The organism is Bacillus sp. Medicinal_06, assembly GCF_056711665.1.
Genome location: NZ_JBWYHD010000001.1, coordinates 277509 through 293793, shown reverse-complemented (window position 1 = coordinate 293793; position 16285 = coordinate 277509). Strand labels below are relative to the sequence as shown.

At 36.2% G+C, this 16285-nt stretch carries 16 protein-coding genes and 1 pseudogene; 12 read left to right on the top strand and 5 right to left on the bottom strand.

Annotated elements, in window-relative coordinates; all coding sequences use genetic code 11:
* Nucleotides 1–45 precede the first annotated feature (45 nt).
* Nucleotides 46–1293, top strand: coding sequence for a DUF4153 domain-containing protein (locus AC1M36_RS01565; protein WP_479845523.1), 1248 nt, complete (start codon nt 46–48; stop codon nt 1291–1293).
* Between the two features lie 303 nt (nt 1294–1596).
* A pseudogene (locus AC1M36_RS01560) lies at nt 1597–3267 on the top strand (IS200/IS605 family accessory protein TnpB-related protein).
* A 293-nt stretch (nt 3268–3560) separates the two neighbouring features.
* Here AC1M36_RS01560 and pdxR read toward each other — a convergent pair.
* Complete coding sequence (pdxR, locus tag AC1M36_RS01555) at nt 3561–5024, bottom strand: MocR-like pyridoxine biosynthesis transcription factor PdxR (protein ID WP_336451384.1); 1464 nt, start codon at nt 5022–5024, stop codon at nt 3561–3563.
* A 128-nt stretch (nt 5025–5152) separates the two neighbouring features.
* On the opposite strand from pdxR, the gene AC1M36_RS01550 reads away from it, so the two are divergent.
* On the top strand, nt 5153–6064 hold the full coding sequence (locus AC1M36_RS01550; protein ID WP_479845522.1) for a DMT family transporter: 912 nt from the start codon (nt 5153–5155) through the stop codon (nt 6062–6064).
* Between the two features lie 36 nt (nt 6065–6100).
* Here AC1M36_RS01550 and AC1M36_RS01545 read toward each other — a convergent pair whose 3' ends face one another.
* The gene (locus AC1M36_RS01545; RefSeq protein ID WP_336451382.1) at nt 6101–6547 is read right to left on the bottom strand and encodes an NUDIX hydrolase; all 447 of its coding nucleotides are present in this window, start codon (nt 6545–6547) and stop codon (nt 6101–6103) included.
* A gap of 129 nt (nt 6548–6676) precedes the next feature.
* Here AC1M36_RS01545 and AC1M36_RS01540 point away from each other — a divergent pair, with 129 nt between their 5' ends.
* The gene (locus AC1M36_RS01540) at nt 6677–7078 is read left to right on the top strand and encodes a DUF3980 domain-containing protein (RefSeq protein WP_479845521.1); all 402 of its coding nucleotides are present in this window, start codon (nt 6677–6679) and stop codon (nt 7076–7078) included.
* Nucleotides 7079–7262: 184 nt separating this feature from the next.
* Here the strand turns inward: AC1M36_RS01540 and AC1M36_RS01535 are convergent, their stop codons facing one another.
* Together AC1M36_RS01535 and AC1M36_RS01530 are read right to left on the bottom strand one after the other, a co-directional pair.
* On the bottom strand, nt 7263–8246 hold the full coding sequence (locus AC1M36_RS01535; RefSeq protein ID WP_479845520.1) for an ornithine cyclodeaminase family protein: 984 nt from the start codon (nt 8244–8246) through the stop codon (nt 7263–7265).
* 54 nt (nt 8247–8300) lie between these two features.
* Complete coding sequence (locus AC1M36_RS01530) at nt 8301–9602, bottom strand: MFS transporter (protein ID WP_479845519.1); 1302 nt, start codon at nt 9600–9602, stop codon at nt 8301–8303.
* Between the two features lie 186 nt (nt 9603–9788).
* On the opposite strand from AC1M36_RS01530, the gene AC1M36_RS01525 reads away from it, so the two are divergent.
* The 4 genes from AC1M36_RS01525 to AC1M36_RS01510 all read left to right on the top strand — a co-directional run bounded on the left by AC1M36_RS01525 (nt 9789) and on the right by AC1M36_RS01510 (nt 12527).
* The gene (locus AC1M36_RS01525) at nt 9789–10259 is read left to right on the top strand and encodes a GNAT family N-acetyltransferase (protein WP_336451378.1); all 471 of its coding nucleotides are present in this window, start codon (nt 9789–9791) and stop codon (nt 10257–10259) included.
* 31 nt (nt 10260–10290) lie between these two features.
* Nucleotides 10291–10860, top strand: coding sequence for a histidine phosphatase family protein (locus AC1M36_RS01520; protein ID WP_336451377.1), 570 nt, complete (start codon nt 10291–10293; stop codon nt 10858–10860).
* A gap of 170 nt (nt 10861–11030) precedes the next feature.
* Complete coding sequence (locus AC1M36_RS01515) at nt 11031–12068, top strand: NAD-dependent epimerase/dehydratase family protein (RefSeq protein ID WP_479845518.1); 1038 nt, start codon at nt 11031–11033, stop codon at nt 12066–12068.
* 240 nt (nt 12069–12308) lie between these two features.
* Nucleotides 12309–12527, top strand: a complete 219-nt coding sequence (locus AC1M36_RS01510) for a penicillin-binding protein (protein WP_336451375.1) — start codon at nt 12309–12311, stop codon at nt 12525–12527.
* A 99-nt stretch (nt 12528–12626) separates the two neighbouring features.
* On the opposite strand, the gene AC1M36_RS01505 is transcribed toward AC1M36_RS01510, so the two are convergent.
* Nucleotides 12627–13187: a hypothetical protein gene (locus AC1M36_RS01505; RefSeq protein ID WP_336451374.1), complete on the bottom strand. Its 561-nt coding sequence runs from the start codon at nt 13185–13187 to the stop codon at nt 12627–12629.
* Nucleotides 13188–13368: 181 nt separating this feature from the next.
* Here AC1M36_RS01505 and AC1M36_RS01500 point away from each other — a divergent pair, with 181 nt between their 5' ends.
* Genes AC1M36_RS01500 through AC1M36_RS01485 form a run of 4 tightly spaced genes read left to right on the top strand, consistent with a single transcriptional unit; the run spans nt 13369 to nt 16196 of the window.
* Nucleotides 13369–13710, top strand: coding sequence for a PadR family transcriptional regulator (locus AC1M36_RS01500; protein WP_336451373.1), 342 nt, complete (start codon nt 13369–13371; stop codon nt 13708–13710).
* Entirely contained in the window at nt 13707–14219 is a 513-nt protein-coding gene (locus tag AC1M36_RS01495) for a hypothetical protein (RefSeq protein ID WP_336451372.1), read from the top strand. Before AC1M36_RS01500 ends, AC1M36_RS01495 begins: the two co-directional genes overlap by 4 nt.
* An 8-nt stretch (nt 14220–14227) precedes the next feature.
* Nucleotides 14228–15697, top strand: coding sequence for a serine hydrolase domain-containing protein (locus AC1M36_RS01490; RefSeq protein WP_336451371.1), 1470 nt, complete (start codon nt 14228–14230; stop codon nt 15695–15697).
* 31 nt (nt 15698–15728) lie between these two features.
* Nucleotides 15729–16196: an NUDIX hydrolase gene (locus tag AC1M36_RS01485; RefSeq protein ID WP_336451370.1), complete on the top strand. Its 468-nt coding sequence runs from the start codon at nt 15729–15731 to the stop codon at nt 16194–16196.
* Nucleotides 16197–16285: the final 89 nt, after the last annotated feature.

The window sequence follows — 16285 nt, the reverse complement described above, 5'->3', positions numbered from 1 at the left end:
TTGTGGAGGAAGCTTAATATAACAATTATTAGGAGAGGTATAACGATGGACATTAACAATTTGATTATTGAAAATATTACTAACCCTCATGAGTTGGAGAGAATGTATAGAAAAGACCCGAAAGCTTTTAAAAAGTCATTCTCACACGCATGGGAACAAAATCCTGATTCTCAGGTTCTTGGTGTTTGGTATGAAAGATTGCATTTCAATGAGACGGCAAATACAGAAAAAACGTCCTTGCTTCAAAAAGGTTTCTTATTCATGGGCATTTTAGCCATTCTGGCCGGGATAAGCACCAGGATCATTTTCCATTTTGTCGAACAGGAAGCAATTGCTCCAATTAACCTAGCTTTTGGTATAATTCCCTTTATTGCTGCCTATTTTGTTTACAATAATACTCCGAAAAAAAGTGTTATTTATTCCCTTGTAGCGTTGTTCTTAATTTCTGGGTTTTATCTTAATATGCTACCATTAAATTATAAAGACAGTATTATCCTTGCTTATTTACACCTTCCTATATTCTTATGGGTATTGGTAGGGCTTGCATTTACAGGAAATGAATATTCAAAAGGCAGTACAAGACTAGCCTATATTAAATTTAATTTGGAATATTGTATTCTCTACGCCAGCATGGCAGTTAGCGGAATGGTACTAGCAGCATTAACCATGCAGTTATTTAGCTTTGTTGACTTGGATATAGAAGACTTCTATTTTAGTAATGTCGTTTTATTCGGTGCTGCCGCTCTCGCTATTGTGGCTACATACCTGGTATCAATGAATCTTAAACTTGCTAAGAATATTACACCATATATAGCTAAAATTTTTAGTCCTCTTGTCCTGGTCACATTGTTGATCTATCTTATAACGGTTATATGGGTCGGGAAAAATCCATTCTTGGACCGCAATTTCCTGATAGCCTTCAACGGAATACTCCTTGGTGTATTGGCCGTTACCATATTTTCCAGTATTGAGAGCGACTCAGACGAGAAAAAGAACATTTCAGATTATATAAATTTCACCTTAATTGTTCTTGCGCTTATCATTGACAGTGTGGCTTTGTCGGCCATCGTGTTCAGACTTTCTTCTTATGGGATTACGCCTAATAGACTTGCTGTTTTAGGAGTAAACATACTTATCTGGGCAAATCTAATTTGGATTATGCTCTCCTATATACGTTTTTTACAAAACAAATCCGGACCTTCAACTATCCAAGATGCCGTTACTAAGTATTTGCCAGTCTATGGACTTTGGGCAGCTTTCGTTACATTTACTTTTCCTATAATTTTTAATTAGAAAGGCTCTGTTAATGTAACGAAAAGTTAATCTTCTATAACGTATAAAATCCTTAAAGCCGATATTATGCAGCTTTTTATACAGAGTTGCATAATATCGGCTTATTTCCCATATAATATGGGTTTGTGGAGATTTTTTGGTTAAAATTTATCGATTTAACCGGGAAGACTCCCTCCTCTAAACGAAGTGAAGGTGGGGGATGAATCGTTTTTTTCTTTTTAAAGAAAACGTCTCTTTTTTTTGTGGAACAAGAGTTCGGTTTGGTGTATAATGATCTTATCAAATAAAAAGAGGTGAGAACAGGTGAAGAAAGCGCATTTTTCGAAACGGATCTACAAGATAGATGTACCGCATGAAATGGTAGATGCATTGGCAGAGACAGTCGAAACATTTAATCGAGCGAAACGATTTGCATTTCAAACGATTGTTCGTGAAAAACGTTGGAGCCGTAAGTTGTATACAGACAGTCTTCATCTCGTTCTCAAGCGGAAATATCAATTGAATGATTATTATGCAAACAGTGTAGCGCAAGAAGCAAAGGCATTGTTTACAGGTTTAATGGCGTTACAAAAACGATATGAGAAGCAAACGCAAGAGAAGCTTAAGAAGCTCAAGAAAAAGTTGAAACAAGAACGGACAAAACTAACAAATCTTCGCAAAATCAAACAAAGTTGTGTGAAAGGAACGCTGACGTTTCCGAAAAACACCCGCTTCGCGAAGCACAACAACCTCATCTCCTTATCCCGTAAAAAAGACACCTTAATTTGGCTGAGTGAATATCTGTTTGAACACCAATACTTAGATGTGCAAATCAAAAGAATTCAGGCGAAAATCGGTCATCTCACTTACAGAGAATCCCGTTTAACCCAAAAACTTTCATCCGATCAAACGCATATTCCAAGCGCAGTATTTGGAAGTAAAAAACTGTTTTGCTCGCAATTTACCATCCGCGAGTTTGTACGTAACCATGACAAATGGAAAACATTATTTTCTCGTGCTCTAAATAAACAACTGATCCTATCTGGACGGAAAGATGCCAAACATGGCAATTTTGTATTTTAATATGTGCTCGAGACAAAAGAATTGTGGATGACGACAAGTTCTGGGAAAACACTTATGTTTCCAGCTGTTACGTTCCCGTATGGGCAAGAAATGATTGAAGAAGTAATCACAACCCAACTACAGTGTAAGAATAAGAAAAAGGATGGCAAACCGATTGCGTGGTCTGTGGAAGACTATGGTTCCTATTATATTGTGAAATGTTTAGTCGATGTACCGGAAAATCCACACACGAATTACAGTACATCAGATGGTGTCATCGGTGTAGATTGTAATCTTGAGCATTTTGCTTGGGCAAATGTAACGAAGGATGGAAATTACAAAGGAAGTGGTTCCCTTCGTTTTTCTATCATGGGGAAATCTACAGGACAAATCACAAAAATCATCGAAGTGGAAGCAATTCGCTTGGTGGACTTAGCGGAGCGGTATAACAAGCCGATTGTCATCGAGAAGTTAGATACGACCCAATCGAAAACAGGGAATCGATATGGAAATAAACATGTGAATCGGATGAAGAGTATGTTTGCATATGAGAAGATGACAAGTGCCATTCTGAATCGTGCAGATAAAAGGGGCGTGGCTGTCTTTCAAGTGAATCCCGCTTATACTTCAATCTCCGGAAAGATGAAATACATGCGAAAATTCGGGATTTCTATTCATCAATCCGCGGCCTTTATAATTGGTCGTCGTGGATTAGGATATAAAGAAAAAGTGCCTCGGGTTCTGAAATCTTATATTCCAAAGAAAGAAGCGCACCACTGGAGTCATTGGCATCAATTAAACAATCGATTGGATATTCGCATACATCAGTTCTATCAGCTATACGATGTAGATCAGCCGACAGAAGTCTTACAAATCGAGCGGTTACACTTATTTGAAAATGAAAAGAAAAAACTAGCAAAACGATTTGCATGATAAAAAAGAACACTTTGTCCCAGATTTTTATGCCTATTACCAGAGCAGATAATAAGTCTAGGAACTGGATGCATGACAAAGTGTTCTAGCCTCGATATAAGAAAAAGTAGTTGTACCTATTTTGTTTGCCTTTCGTCGGAAGATAGAATAATAGGTCGTCTTACATTCCATACAGACACTACCGAACTCTATATCGTTGTATTCTCTTTGTTAAACGAGAGGAACTGTTTTTGTGAGTACAGAGACAGGAGAATCCTCCACCTCAAGCTCTTGTAGAGGTAGGTGGGGGTAGTTCAATTCAACTCAACATCACTTGATTGTAGACAAGCTGTTATAGCTGCATGCAAACGAGAAATCCCATCATCTATTTGATTCATATCTACTTTCCCATACGATAACCGAATGTAACCATCTTTTGCCCCGAAAATACTGCCAGGCATGAAGGCTACTTGCTGTTTTAGACTTTGCATAATCAGCTGTTTTTCATTAATAGGTTCCTTTAATTTTCCCCATATGTAAATCCCGCCATTCGGGTTTAAAAAAGAAATTTTATCTTGAAGATAGTAGTTTAAGGAATCGATAAGTATATCTCTTTTTTGTACGAGCTGTCCCCGTAATTGCTTCATATGCGTATCAAAAGGAACAGTCTCAAAAAATTGCTGCATGAGCCACTGAGGAAAAATACTCATTCCTAATTCCATTTGATGCCGTGCATCTGATAATCTTTCCACTACTGACTGCGGAGCGACAAGCCAACCAATCCGAAGACCTGGAGCAATCATTTTCGATAATGAATGAACATAAATGACAGTTCCGTTCTCATCAATCGACTTCAAAGTAGGGCAAGGTTGTTTATTTTCCAATGTTAATAAGCTGGAAGGATCATCTTCTACGATCGGAATACGTAAGTCTGCGCAGAGAGAGAGCAGCTTCTTTCTCCGGTTCGGATGAAGCATCGTACCGGTTGGGTTTTGGAAATTCGGATTTAAAAAAATCATTTTAATCCGGTGCTTTCGGTATAGTTCATGTACATCTTCCGGGTTAATTCCATTCTCATCAACAGGCAACGGAAAAATTCGAATACCTGCTGACTGGAAGAGGGGTAAAGAGTAACAATGTGACGGACTTTCAAACGCAACTGCATCACCTGGATTTAATAAGCATTGAACGATAAGATGAAGTGCTTGTTGTGCCCCAGAAGTAATCATAATCGACTGTTCGGTCGCCTCAATTTTTAGGTAATCTTTCATATATTTCGCTGCGGCTTGTCTTAATGGAAGATAGCCTTGCGGATGATCATAGCTAAGTGATTGTGTTAAAGGTTGTTTATGTAAAATTTCTTGCAACTGCTCATGGGGGAACAAGTTACAACCAAGTTCTCCATTTGCGAAATCAATTATATTTTCATTTTGCTGGACTTGCTCTCGAATATGACGAAGTAGTGGTAAATTCGGTAAAAAAGTTCCACCATCTACGAAACCTCTCCAGTTGGGCGTGAATGTTGGTGAAACACCCCACATATGTGTGCTGACACGTGTGCCTCTTCCAGTTGTACTTTCCACAATTCCCATAGCGCGTAGTTCATTATAAGCAGTTGTTACAGTGCTACGGTTCACATTTAGCTGGATTGCTAGTTTTCGTTCTGACGGCAAGAAACTACCAGGAGGAAGCTCTCCGTACATAATTCGTCTTTCGATATAGTCGACAACTTGTTGGTATATTGGGATTTTACTTTCTGTATCTAACTGCCATTCCATATAAAACGACTCCTTCAAGTTTTAGCTGTTTTCATTATAGCAAATTGGCTGGGTGAAAAAACAGCCAATTGGACGGTGCAGTATCCAGCCAATTTTACTATGCTAAAGTAGTGGAAGGGGAGATTCGGATGAAACGATGGCAAATGGAATGGCTCCTAATATCAGTTGCTTTAATATGGGGAGCAAATTACACAATTGGAAAATATGGCGTGGCGTATATGTCATCCATTCAATTTAATAGCTTACGATTTTTAGTGGCATCTCCGGTATTATTATTGATTACATTTATTTTAGAACGATCGTTACGTATTGAAAGAAAAGATTGGCTTAGATTAGTAGCCGTTGGAATTGTTGGAACAACGTTATATCAAACGTTATTTATGTTATCTGTAAAATATACATCAGCAACAAATGCGTCTTTGTTAATCGCAATGTCACCAATTTTCACAGGGATTTTAGCAGTATTACACAAACAAGAGCGCTTTTCGATGAAAATTCAGATCGGCTCTTTATTATCGTTTAGCGGAGCAGCGCTTGTATTATTGACAGGGCATACGAATCAATCTACATATGAGTATGCTTGGTTAGGAAATGGAATTGGATTAGTCGCTGCCATTGCGTGGGGCTGGTATCCAATACTTGCACAGCCGCTTATCACAAAATATTCAGCGATGCGCGTAACATCTTGGTCTACATTAATTGGCATTGTGCCACTTGTTATATATTGTTTATTTAATATAAACGCATTAACATGGCCAGCAGATATGCTAAGCTGGGGATCATTAGGTTATTCCATTGTTTTTGCGACAGTCTTTGGGCTGGCAATGTGGTACGTCGGCATCAGCAAAATTGGTTCTACAAAAGTAATGGTCTATATGTATCTCGTACCACTATTTGCAGTTATTGTCGCTGCAGTAACAATTGGGGAAAGAATGAATATGATGCAATTAGTCGGCGGGTTCGTTATCTTTATCGGTTTATATGTTGTGAAAAAAGGAGCGGTAAAAAAGCCGGCTCTCAATTTGAAAAAAGTGAGTTAATGTTAAGATGAGCTCTTTCTTAGGAAGGAGCTCATCTTATTTTTGTAATGCTAAAACTTGCTTCACAGCCCATTGTTGATGTTCGTGTATCAGTAGATGTTGTGCTTCGGAAGGGGAGAGCCAATGTAACATATGATCTTGCTCCATTCTATCAGTCTGTTCATCTATCTGCTTGCAAAGATAGAAATAACCGTCATTTAAATAATATATATCTTCTTTTTCAGCATAAAAATATCGTTCAGCATTGCCGATATATTGCTTAATCTCTATCCGCCAGCCTAGTTCCTCTAATAGTTCACGGTGCAAGCACGTTTCCTGTGTTTCGTCATTTTCCATACCGCCCCCTGGCAAGAAATACTTTGTTCCTTTTTTAATAATTGCTATTTCCGTATAATGCTCATTAAAGATAACAACATAGCAACTGGGACGCAATATATAGTGTTGGTTCTCCTTTTTATAACCAAAGGAGGGCTTTAGACTCATATAAAAATTTCTCCTTTCACAATATATAATTTCGAATATGATTGTAAAAAAATTCAAATTGAAAAGGGGGTATAGTCAAAAAAGCGAATATAGTAAGTATAAATGGCATACATAGGGGAGGTAACAATTATGATTAATCGAAAGTGTTCGCGCTGTAAAGAGATAACTGGCACAATGCATGGGGGAAAAGCAATTCAAGATGAATTTTTATGTGAAGATTGCTTGCAAAAAGGGGTAGAGAATGGGGAATTTGAAATGCCACAAGAAAAACCTTCCTATCTTTCTATAAAAATATTAAAAGTGATGAGCGTTATTTATTTAGTCGTTTCAATTTTAGCTTCTGTATATACCGCTTCTCTTATAAATGGACCTAGTCATGAATTTCAAACATCTATATCTGTCGAAGGATCTGGGGCAGTGGGCTTTATTGTACTAGGTTCCATATTTCAATCCATTTTAATTTTTTGCGCGATTTGGGTATTTATTGTGTTAGTAGAAACGGTGATTAAAATTTATGAGAAAATGAAGTGAGGGAATAAATTTCCCACCGAAAAACAATGAATGTGTAAGAGGTGTTATTTGGGAGTGTCTTATATTAATAGGAGGACACAAATCATGAATAACGCAAACAAACCATGACCGGTTATAGCGGAGTTAGAGATATAACAGTGTATGAGAAAACCGCCAATTATTGGCGGTTTTTATTCGTTTTATTTCATTCCCATTCGACCGGTAACTTTTCTGTATATTTTTGATAGATCGAACCAGCCACTACTGTATCTAAAAAGGCAACCCCAACAGATTTAAATAAAGTAATTTCATCAGGATTTGCTCGCCCTTGTTTATGACCTAAAATAATATCCCCAAGCTCACTATATATATTTGAAAAATCCCATTTGTTTTGCTCACTCGCAATTAGGAAATCTCCAGCTTCATGCTGCACACCTTCTAGTGTATCTACAATAATTTTCTCGCTGCGCTGTAGTGTAATGAAATCAAGTTCTTGCATATGAGGTTGATACGAACCAATTCCATTAATATGAGTACCAGGTTTAAGGTGTGTACCATCAAATACAGGAGTAGTGGAAGTGGTACTGCAAATGATGATATCAGCCATTGCAACCGCATCGTCAGCTGATTCCATAATTTCAATGGATCCACTCCAATTTGGATATAAGGAGCGTAATTGGTTTTTAAATTCAAATGCTTTTTGTATTGTACGATTGACGAGAAGAATGCGTGTTAGGGAACGAACTTCCATTACAGCTTGTATTTGTCCGAGTGCTTGAGCGCCGCAGCCAATGACAGCGCAAACACTAGCATCTTGCCGAGCGAAATGTTCTGTCGCAATACCGCTCATTGCTCCTGTTCGAAGCGTCGTTAAATAAGATGCTTCAATTGTTGCAACATGATCACCGGTGTTTGTTTCTGTTAAAACGATTAAGCTCTGTAGTGCTTTTTTTCCTTTTTGCGTATTTTGAGGGAAGATACTAACGATTTTCGTAGATGCAAATTCGATTGGAGCTACATAAGAGGGCATATAAAGGGAATTTGCCTCTTCTTGAGAGTGCTGGATATTCAGCCTTACAGGTGTTGTAATCTCATTATTCATATAATACTGGAATGCTTTTTCTACGTCTTGCAAGCAATCTTTCATTTTATAAATGTCTTTTACCATTTCTTCTGTAATATGAATCATGTAGATCATCCTCCTTTTTAATAGAAAAGGGGGAGATGGGAATCCCCCGATGGACTAGGCTTGAATATCTTGATTTTGTACATTCTCTGCAATTTGCTTCGTTGAAACTGCAGCGATCGCAATTAAAGAGATGCAGCAAGTGAGTACAATATATAAAGCTACTGGAATCCAAGAATTGTTATATACATTCATTAAATAAGCAGCAATCATTGGTGCTGTCCCACCAGCTAGTGCAGCGCCTAATTGATAACCTAACGTAACGCCAGTATAGCGTACTTGAGTAGAGAAAATTTCAGAGAATAATGTACCTAATACAGCTGTTACCGGTGCCCATAAAATGCCTAAACCGATAACAGTTGCGATAATGATCGAGAAAGTTGTTCCTTGGTTTAGTAGTAAGAAATAGGGAAATGCATATAAGAGAATTGCAACGGTACCCCATATGTACATTTTCTTTCTTCCAATTGAATCTGAAAGTTTTCCCATAATCGGAATCATAATAGTTGTAATGAGCATAGCGATTGTAACTGCGTTTAGGACAGTTGTATTTGGTAATTTCAGCTGCGATGTACCATAGGAAACAATGAATGTCGAGAAAATATAGAAAGGACCTGTTTCCGCTACCTTTGCGCCGGTCGCGATAAGTACTGATTTCCAATGATGACGCAAAGTATCAGCAATAGGTAGTTTGGAAATATTTCCGTTTTCTTTTGCCTTTTTGAAATCAGGTGTTTCATCTAATCCATTTCGAATCCATAATCCTATGAATACGAGTACCGCACTAAGAATAAACGGAACTCGCCATCCCCACGTCACAAAACTATCACCAGAAATCATTGTCATGAAAGAGATTGCCACAGTTCCAAGTAACATTCCAATTGTAACACCTGTTTGAGGAATGCTACCAAAAAATCCTTTTCTTTCCTTTGGTGCATATTCTACAGCTAGTAATAATGCACCGCCCCATTCGCCGCCAATTCCTAGTCCTTGAATAATTCGTAGCAATATTAAAAGAATAGGAGCGAGTATACCAATACTTTCATAGGAGGGAAGTAAACCGATACATACTGTCGCGCCTCCCATAAGAGAGAGTGTTAACACAAGTGTCTTTTTTCTTCCAATTTTGTCACCGATATGACTAAAGATAATCCCTCCAAGTGGACGAATAAAAAATGGAATACCAAAAGAAAGATAAGAAAGCATAAGTGCAACAAGAGGATCTTCGTTTACAAAAAATAATTTGTTAAATACAAGTGCGGCAGCAGTCCCATACAAGAAGAAATCAAACCATTCGATAGAACTACCTATTAAACTAGCTATAAGTGCTTTTCTTTGGACTGAACTTTGTTGTTGCATACATTCACCTCTTTTTGATTTATTTTTTCTAACTATTATGAATATTTTATGTAAAAATGATTTTTATGTCAAAATTTGAAGATAGAAGGAAGTGATACGATAAGTAGCAAATACTATAAAATGTTACTTTTCATTAGGATGTTATGGTTCTATGTATAGAAAATAATAGAATGAGAGGGAGAACAAATGAAAGTTAGGAACATACACGGGGAAGATTATGTAGCAATCCATTCCGTGCTTAATGAATGGTGGGGCGGGAGAAATATGGCGGATATGTTACCGAAACTTTTCTTCGTTCATTTTCGGGAAACGAGTTTTATCATTGAAGAGGATGGTGAGATATTAGGATTTTTATGTGGGTTCTTATCACAAACATATAAAGATGAGGCATATGTTCATTTCATTGGGGTAAATCCGAAGCATAGAAGAAAGGGAATTGCTTCTGCGCTCTATTCTTATTTTTTTGATGCGGTACGCGTGAATCATCGTCATATTGTAAAAGCTGTAACATCACCCGTAAATAAAAGGTCTATTCAATTCCATCAAGAAATTGGATTTGAAATTGAAAAAGGTGATGAAGAAGTAGATGGAGTGTTTATACATACAAATTATGATGGTGATGGAGGGAGTAGGGTTTTGTTTGTGAAGAGGGTGTAGATAACAGTAAAAGATGTAAAGGGAGAGACGGATGAAAACATTCATTTACATGGTGAGACATGGTGAATCACCAAAAACAGAAGGAAATGAAAGAACAAGAGGGTTAACTGAAAAAGGAAAATTAGATGCTTATCGAATCACTGACATATTACAAAGAGAGGGCATTGAGGTCTTTGTTTCAAGCCCATACAATCGGTCCATCCTAACGATTCAGGGATTAGCAAAACGTTTAGGGCAAGATGTTGTCGTATTTGAAGATTTAAAAGAGCGAGTTTTTTCTGCTGGGGATAAGCGAATATCCGATAAGGAGTTAATGCCTTTATTAAAAAGATCATTTTCTAATCCCAATTTTGCTTTAATGGGAGGAGAATCTAATGCAGCCTGTCAAGGGCGGGCTATAAGAGTTTTAAAAGAATTATTGAACACTTATCGAGGACAGAAAGTAGTATTAGGCACTCATGGAGCTGTTATGACTTTGATGCTGGGGTATTATGACATTCAGTACGATTTGAATTTTTTACTACATACATCAAAACCAGATATATATAGAATGGAATTTCATGGTCAGGAATTGGTGGAGGTTAAAAGGTTGTGGAAATAAAGTGAAAATTTAAAGATAATGTTGTCATCCAAAAAGTGCCATACTATTTTGAACAAAAGCAACATCATTTATTAATTTTTTCATCATCTTCCGTAACCTTTTAAGTAGGAAAATCGTTATTTAAAATGAATACTAAATTAATAGGTTATGAAAATGGAAGGGGGAAATGTATGAAAGTCCTAATATTAGGAGGTACTCGTTTTTTAGGAAGAGCTATGGCAGAAGAAGCGCTGAAAAGAGGGCATGAGGTTACTTTGTTTAATCGTGGTACGAATAAAGATGTATTTCCTGAGGTGGAGCAGCTAATCGGCAATAGGGATAGTGATGTATCAATCTTAAAAAATCGGAAGTGGGATGTTGTAATGGATACATGTGGATTTGCTCCGCATCAAATGAAAAAAGTTGCTGCTGTACTTGGAGACAACATTGAACATTATACTTTCATATCCAGTATCTCTACTTATAAAGATTGGATTCCACTTCATATTAAGGAAGATTATGATGTACAACCTCTGCCACCTAGTGATAAGTTGAAAGCGATTGAGGCGGGAGAGATATCTCCTTACGAGTATTATGGCGCGTTGAAAGTGTTATGCGAAGAAGAAGCAGAAAAACATTGGCCAGGGCGTGTTTTGCATGTAAGAGCAGGGCTTCTCGTTGGATCATTTGACTATTCAGATCGGCTCCCGTACTGGGTTGGGCGTGTAGCACAAGGTGGAAAGGTAATGGTGCCGGGGCGTTCAGATCGTCCTGTTCAATTAATTGATGTAAGAGATGTGGCAACTTGGGCGTTCGATATGGCAGAAAAGAGAAAAGTAGGCACATTTAATGTAATAGGGCCGAGTGATGAATTAACAATAGAAGAATTATTAAATACTTGTAAAGTAGTAACAAACAGTAATGCTGAATTTGTATGGGTAGAAGAACGATTTCTACTGGAAAATAAAGCACAGCCATGGACGGAGATGCCTTTATGGATACCTGAAACTTTCCCGTTAGAGGGGGAAACAGAACCATGGAAAGGTGTTTTTTTCGTTAGTATAGAAAAAGCAGTTAACGCTGGTCTGTCTTTTAGACCTATTGAAGATACTATTTATGATGTGTATCAATGGGAGAAATCGAGAGGGGATATAGAACGAAAAGCAGGTATCTCAAGGGAAAGAGAGCAGGAATTGTTAGAGGCTTGGTTTCAGAAAGAGAAATTGTGATGAGGATATGTATTCAACAGAGGAGAATTTATTAGTGGATAATAATTTTTGTATTCTGATATATAGAATTTCATACATTGTTGTTATAGCGAGGATTCCAAAGATCTTCGCGATTTTTTTTGTATGAAATCTTGTATATGATAGTAAAACACTACTCTTTTAAAATATAGACTAGTAAACAAGCTATTCTTGTATCTGAACATATAATAGAGTGAATTCTCTATAAGGAGGTGTTTATAAATGAATCATAATCATGATAAATGCGTATGCGAACAGTTAGCAACTTTACCATTAGGTACAGAAGTAGATATTTTCCTAAGTGGAAATACAATCGAAGACGTAACTTTTGTTAATTTCAATATGGAAAATTTTTGTGCAACTTTTGTAGATAATACAACAGAAGCAGGAACTATAATTGTTTTAGATTGTGGAGATATTTTAGCACTTCGAATTCAATAGTTAGATAGGAAAAAGAGCTTTAAAAAAAGCTCTTTTTTCTTTTTATAAAGAAGAATAAAAAAGTTGCTCTTCTTTAATTGTGAATACATTGATGCAATCTTATGGAGATGAAAATCTAGCTGCTTCAAAATGTGTTCCTTCGTTATTCAAAATAGTCATGTTTCCTCCACTAATCATTGTCCATGCTTGAACTTTATCCATTTTCTTTAATTGTAAAATCGTACTTACTCTTACGGCATGGGATCGTCCAGCTAATTTTGGTATAAAATAGTGATCTTCTTTAACAACATCGATATCATTTACACGTATTAACATTGTTATAGTACGGGGAACATCAAAAGGAAACTTAGCAAGAAATGCTGCACCTGCAGTAATAGTATATACTCCCTTTCTTGTAGGAACAAAGGTCGAATCGGATATATTATACTCATCTTTTAAATCAAATTGTTTCGTTTCATACGTAATTTGTTGAAATTGTGCTGTAAGTATATTCTGGTTAACTGCTTTTATAGCTCTAAATGCGGAGGGTCTAATTAATTGTAGGAAAGCTACTATAAGGATTACCCCCTTTTTTACTAACGTATGAATGATACAAAAAGAGTGACTGGGCAAGAATTTTGGGGACATTAGAAAGAATGAGCTTGATGGCGATGACCTCATGCCCTTAAGTTGAAATGTTATCCCGCTATTCGCGGGCAGTAAGACCATCTTAAAATTCAGGAGAAGTAGGGGGGAAGGGACTTCATTTTTATCAAACTTTATTTTAACGATATTTCAAGAAAAGTTAAAAAATGCTAAATATATACTTGAATGAAGTATATATTTTTGTTAAATTTATCCTATGGATAGAACAAGTTTAATTAAAGGTCATTTAGAGATGTGTGTGTTATCTATTTTGTCAAAGGAAAAAAGTTATGGATATGAAATTATGAAGGAGTTAGAAAAACACAATTTAAAACTGAAAGGAGTAGGAAGCATTTATCCGATTTTGACTAAGCTTAAAGACCAAGAATGGGTTCATACTTACCGTGAAATGACAGAAAGTGGTAAGGTTAGAGTTTATTATGAAATCAATGGAAAAGGGGAAATGCATCTTCAGAAAAAAATCAACGAGTGGTTGGAGTTACAACAGGATATAAAATCCCTACTGCAAAGTGGTTTGAAAGGAGAACATTTCGAATGAACATGAAATTGAATATGGAAGAAGAACAATTTTTAAATGAAGTTCTTGAAGAATTAAAACAATACAAGGTAAGTTCAAAAAACAGAAAGATTTTGAAACAACAACTTTTAGAGCATATACAAGAATGCCGTGAACACGGCCAAAATAGTATCAATGATTTAGGAGATACAACAACATTTATTAAAGATTTTTTAGAAATGAATGAAATAGATCTTCATTCTGAAATAAAACAGATACAAAAATCAAAAAATAAAATTGGAATTTTATTTGTGATTGGATTCGTTACTTCAATCGTTACCTACCTCACGTCACAACTCTTACTTTCTATGTTTTTAACAGAATCATTTAACCCACTACATACTAATAACTCGTTTAACTATAATATTTTGTATCACATAGCAGATAATTCTTGGTGGAATTCTCTGTTAATGATTACTAGCATTTTAATTTCTGCACTAATTTCCATGCTGGTAGTGCTTTATATACGAAAAGTAAATATAAGCAGGTGAAATTTAATATGAAAATACTAAAATTCATGATCATTTTTATATGCTTATTATGGAACGTATTTGATTTATTTCTACCAGTCTCGAAAGTCTCCGCGGAAAAAGATATTAAGAATACGATAGACAACTATGTAGAAACTTTTTTTAAAGAACATCGAATTCCAGGCGCCGCGATTGCTATTGTTCATGAAAATAATTTGTTTTATTCGAAAGCATGGGGTGTAACGGGAGAAACTGAGGAAAAAGTAACTACTGAAACTCCTTTTACAATAGGCTCGATAAGTAAATCATTAACAGGTTTAGCTATAATGAAATTAATGGAAGAAGGTACCGTTCACCTAGAAGATCCAGTTCAAAAACACATCCCATGGTTTACACTGAAAGATAAAGAAGCAGCATCGAAAATAACAATTAAGCATTTACTTACTCATTCAAGTGGGATCAGTACGTATTCTGGTTTATCAATATCAGATAAAGAATCTAAAGATGTTAATGCTATTAAAAACAATGTGGAAAGTCTATCAAACGTTGTACTTACCGCTCGACCTGGAGAAAAGCATCAATATAGTAATGCAAATTTCTTAATTCTTGGTGCTCTTATTGAAGAAGTTACAAAGCAAGCGTATTCTGAGTACATGAAGAAGGAAGTTTTTTTACCATTAGGTATGAGAAGTGCGGCAGCTGACAATGATTCGGCGTATAAAAAAGGATATTTAGCTGGCTATCAGTCATGGTTTGGAATTCCTCGGAAAAGTTCGATAACATATGATAATGGCGGTGCACCATATGGATACATAACAGCAAGTGCGGAAGATATGGTTCAATATATAAAATTCCTTAGTGGACAAGAGAATGCCGATTTTTTAACTGAAAACACGATGAATCTTTATGTATCACCGCATGTTCAAACGGGTGAAACCCGTTACTACGGATTAGGGATAAGAATTACAAATCCAGATTCTGAGAAGAAAATGATATGGCATTCTGGTTCGACTACTGATTCACATGCAGAAATGTTTTTTATACCGGAAACGGGTTGGGGTGGTGTGATCCTCACCAATAAAAATCATATTCTGGAAGAAGAGGCGCTTTCCTATTTGAAGCAAGGCATTATAAATATAATAAATGGAGATGAACTAGTTGATATACCTTCCAATACTCCTATTGCTCAACTCGTTATAATTGGGGTAATATGCTTGCTTTTTATAATGCTTATTTACCTGTTTGTAAAGATGAAATCAAAAAAAATTCGTAAAAGAAGTATATGGTACATTTCCGGTCTTATTTTTTTCGTGCTATCTCTTGCTACAATCCCGATATTAATTTATAGTACGGATTCGCCATGGCATGCGATTTATATATTTTCTCCAGATTTAGCCTACTTATTAATTGGAGTGGTTACCTTTTTAGCGCTTAATGGCTTGCTTTGTATCATAATTGCTTATAAACAAAATTTGCAAGTAAAATATTTTAGTAGTTAAATTTCAAATCATTTAAGGGGGATATATAACAATGGATCTAACATTCAAATCAGAAAAAACGTGTTTTAACTATCGAGTCGGTGCAGTATGTAAACAGAATAATAAAATGTTAATGATTCAAGATGAAGGGGAAGATTTCTGGTATGTACCAGGAGGACGAGTGCAGATGCTAGAAAGTAGTGAAGCGGCGGTGAAGAGGGAACTTAGAGAAGAACTTGGGGTAGATGTGGATGTGAAAAGGCTGCTATGGACAGCTGAAAATTTCTTTACATATGATTCGCACCAATTCCATGAAATTAGTTTTTATTATGAAGTAGCGTTGCTGAAGCTCCCTGCAAAGGGAGAGGATACTTTTGTTCTTGAAGAAGACGGCAGAAGGTATGTATTTCAATGGGTACCTTTAGAGCATGTAAGTGAATATAACTTGAAACCGGATTTCCTAAAAGATAAAGTGCGTGATTTGCCGGTTCATATGGAACATATTATTAAGAATGAATAAGTATAGATAGGAAGATGGGAATTGGGACTTCACTAAGTCTGTATCAAAACAGTATTCCTAAATATGGAATTATAGTATAATAGAAGATA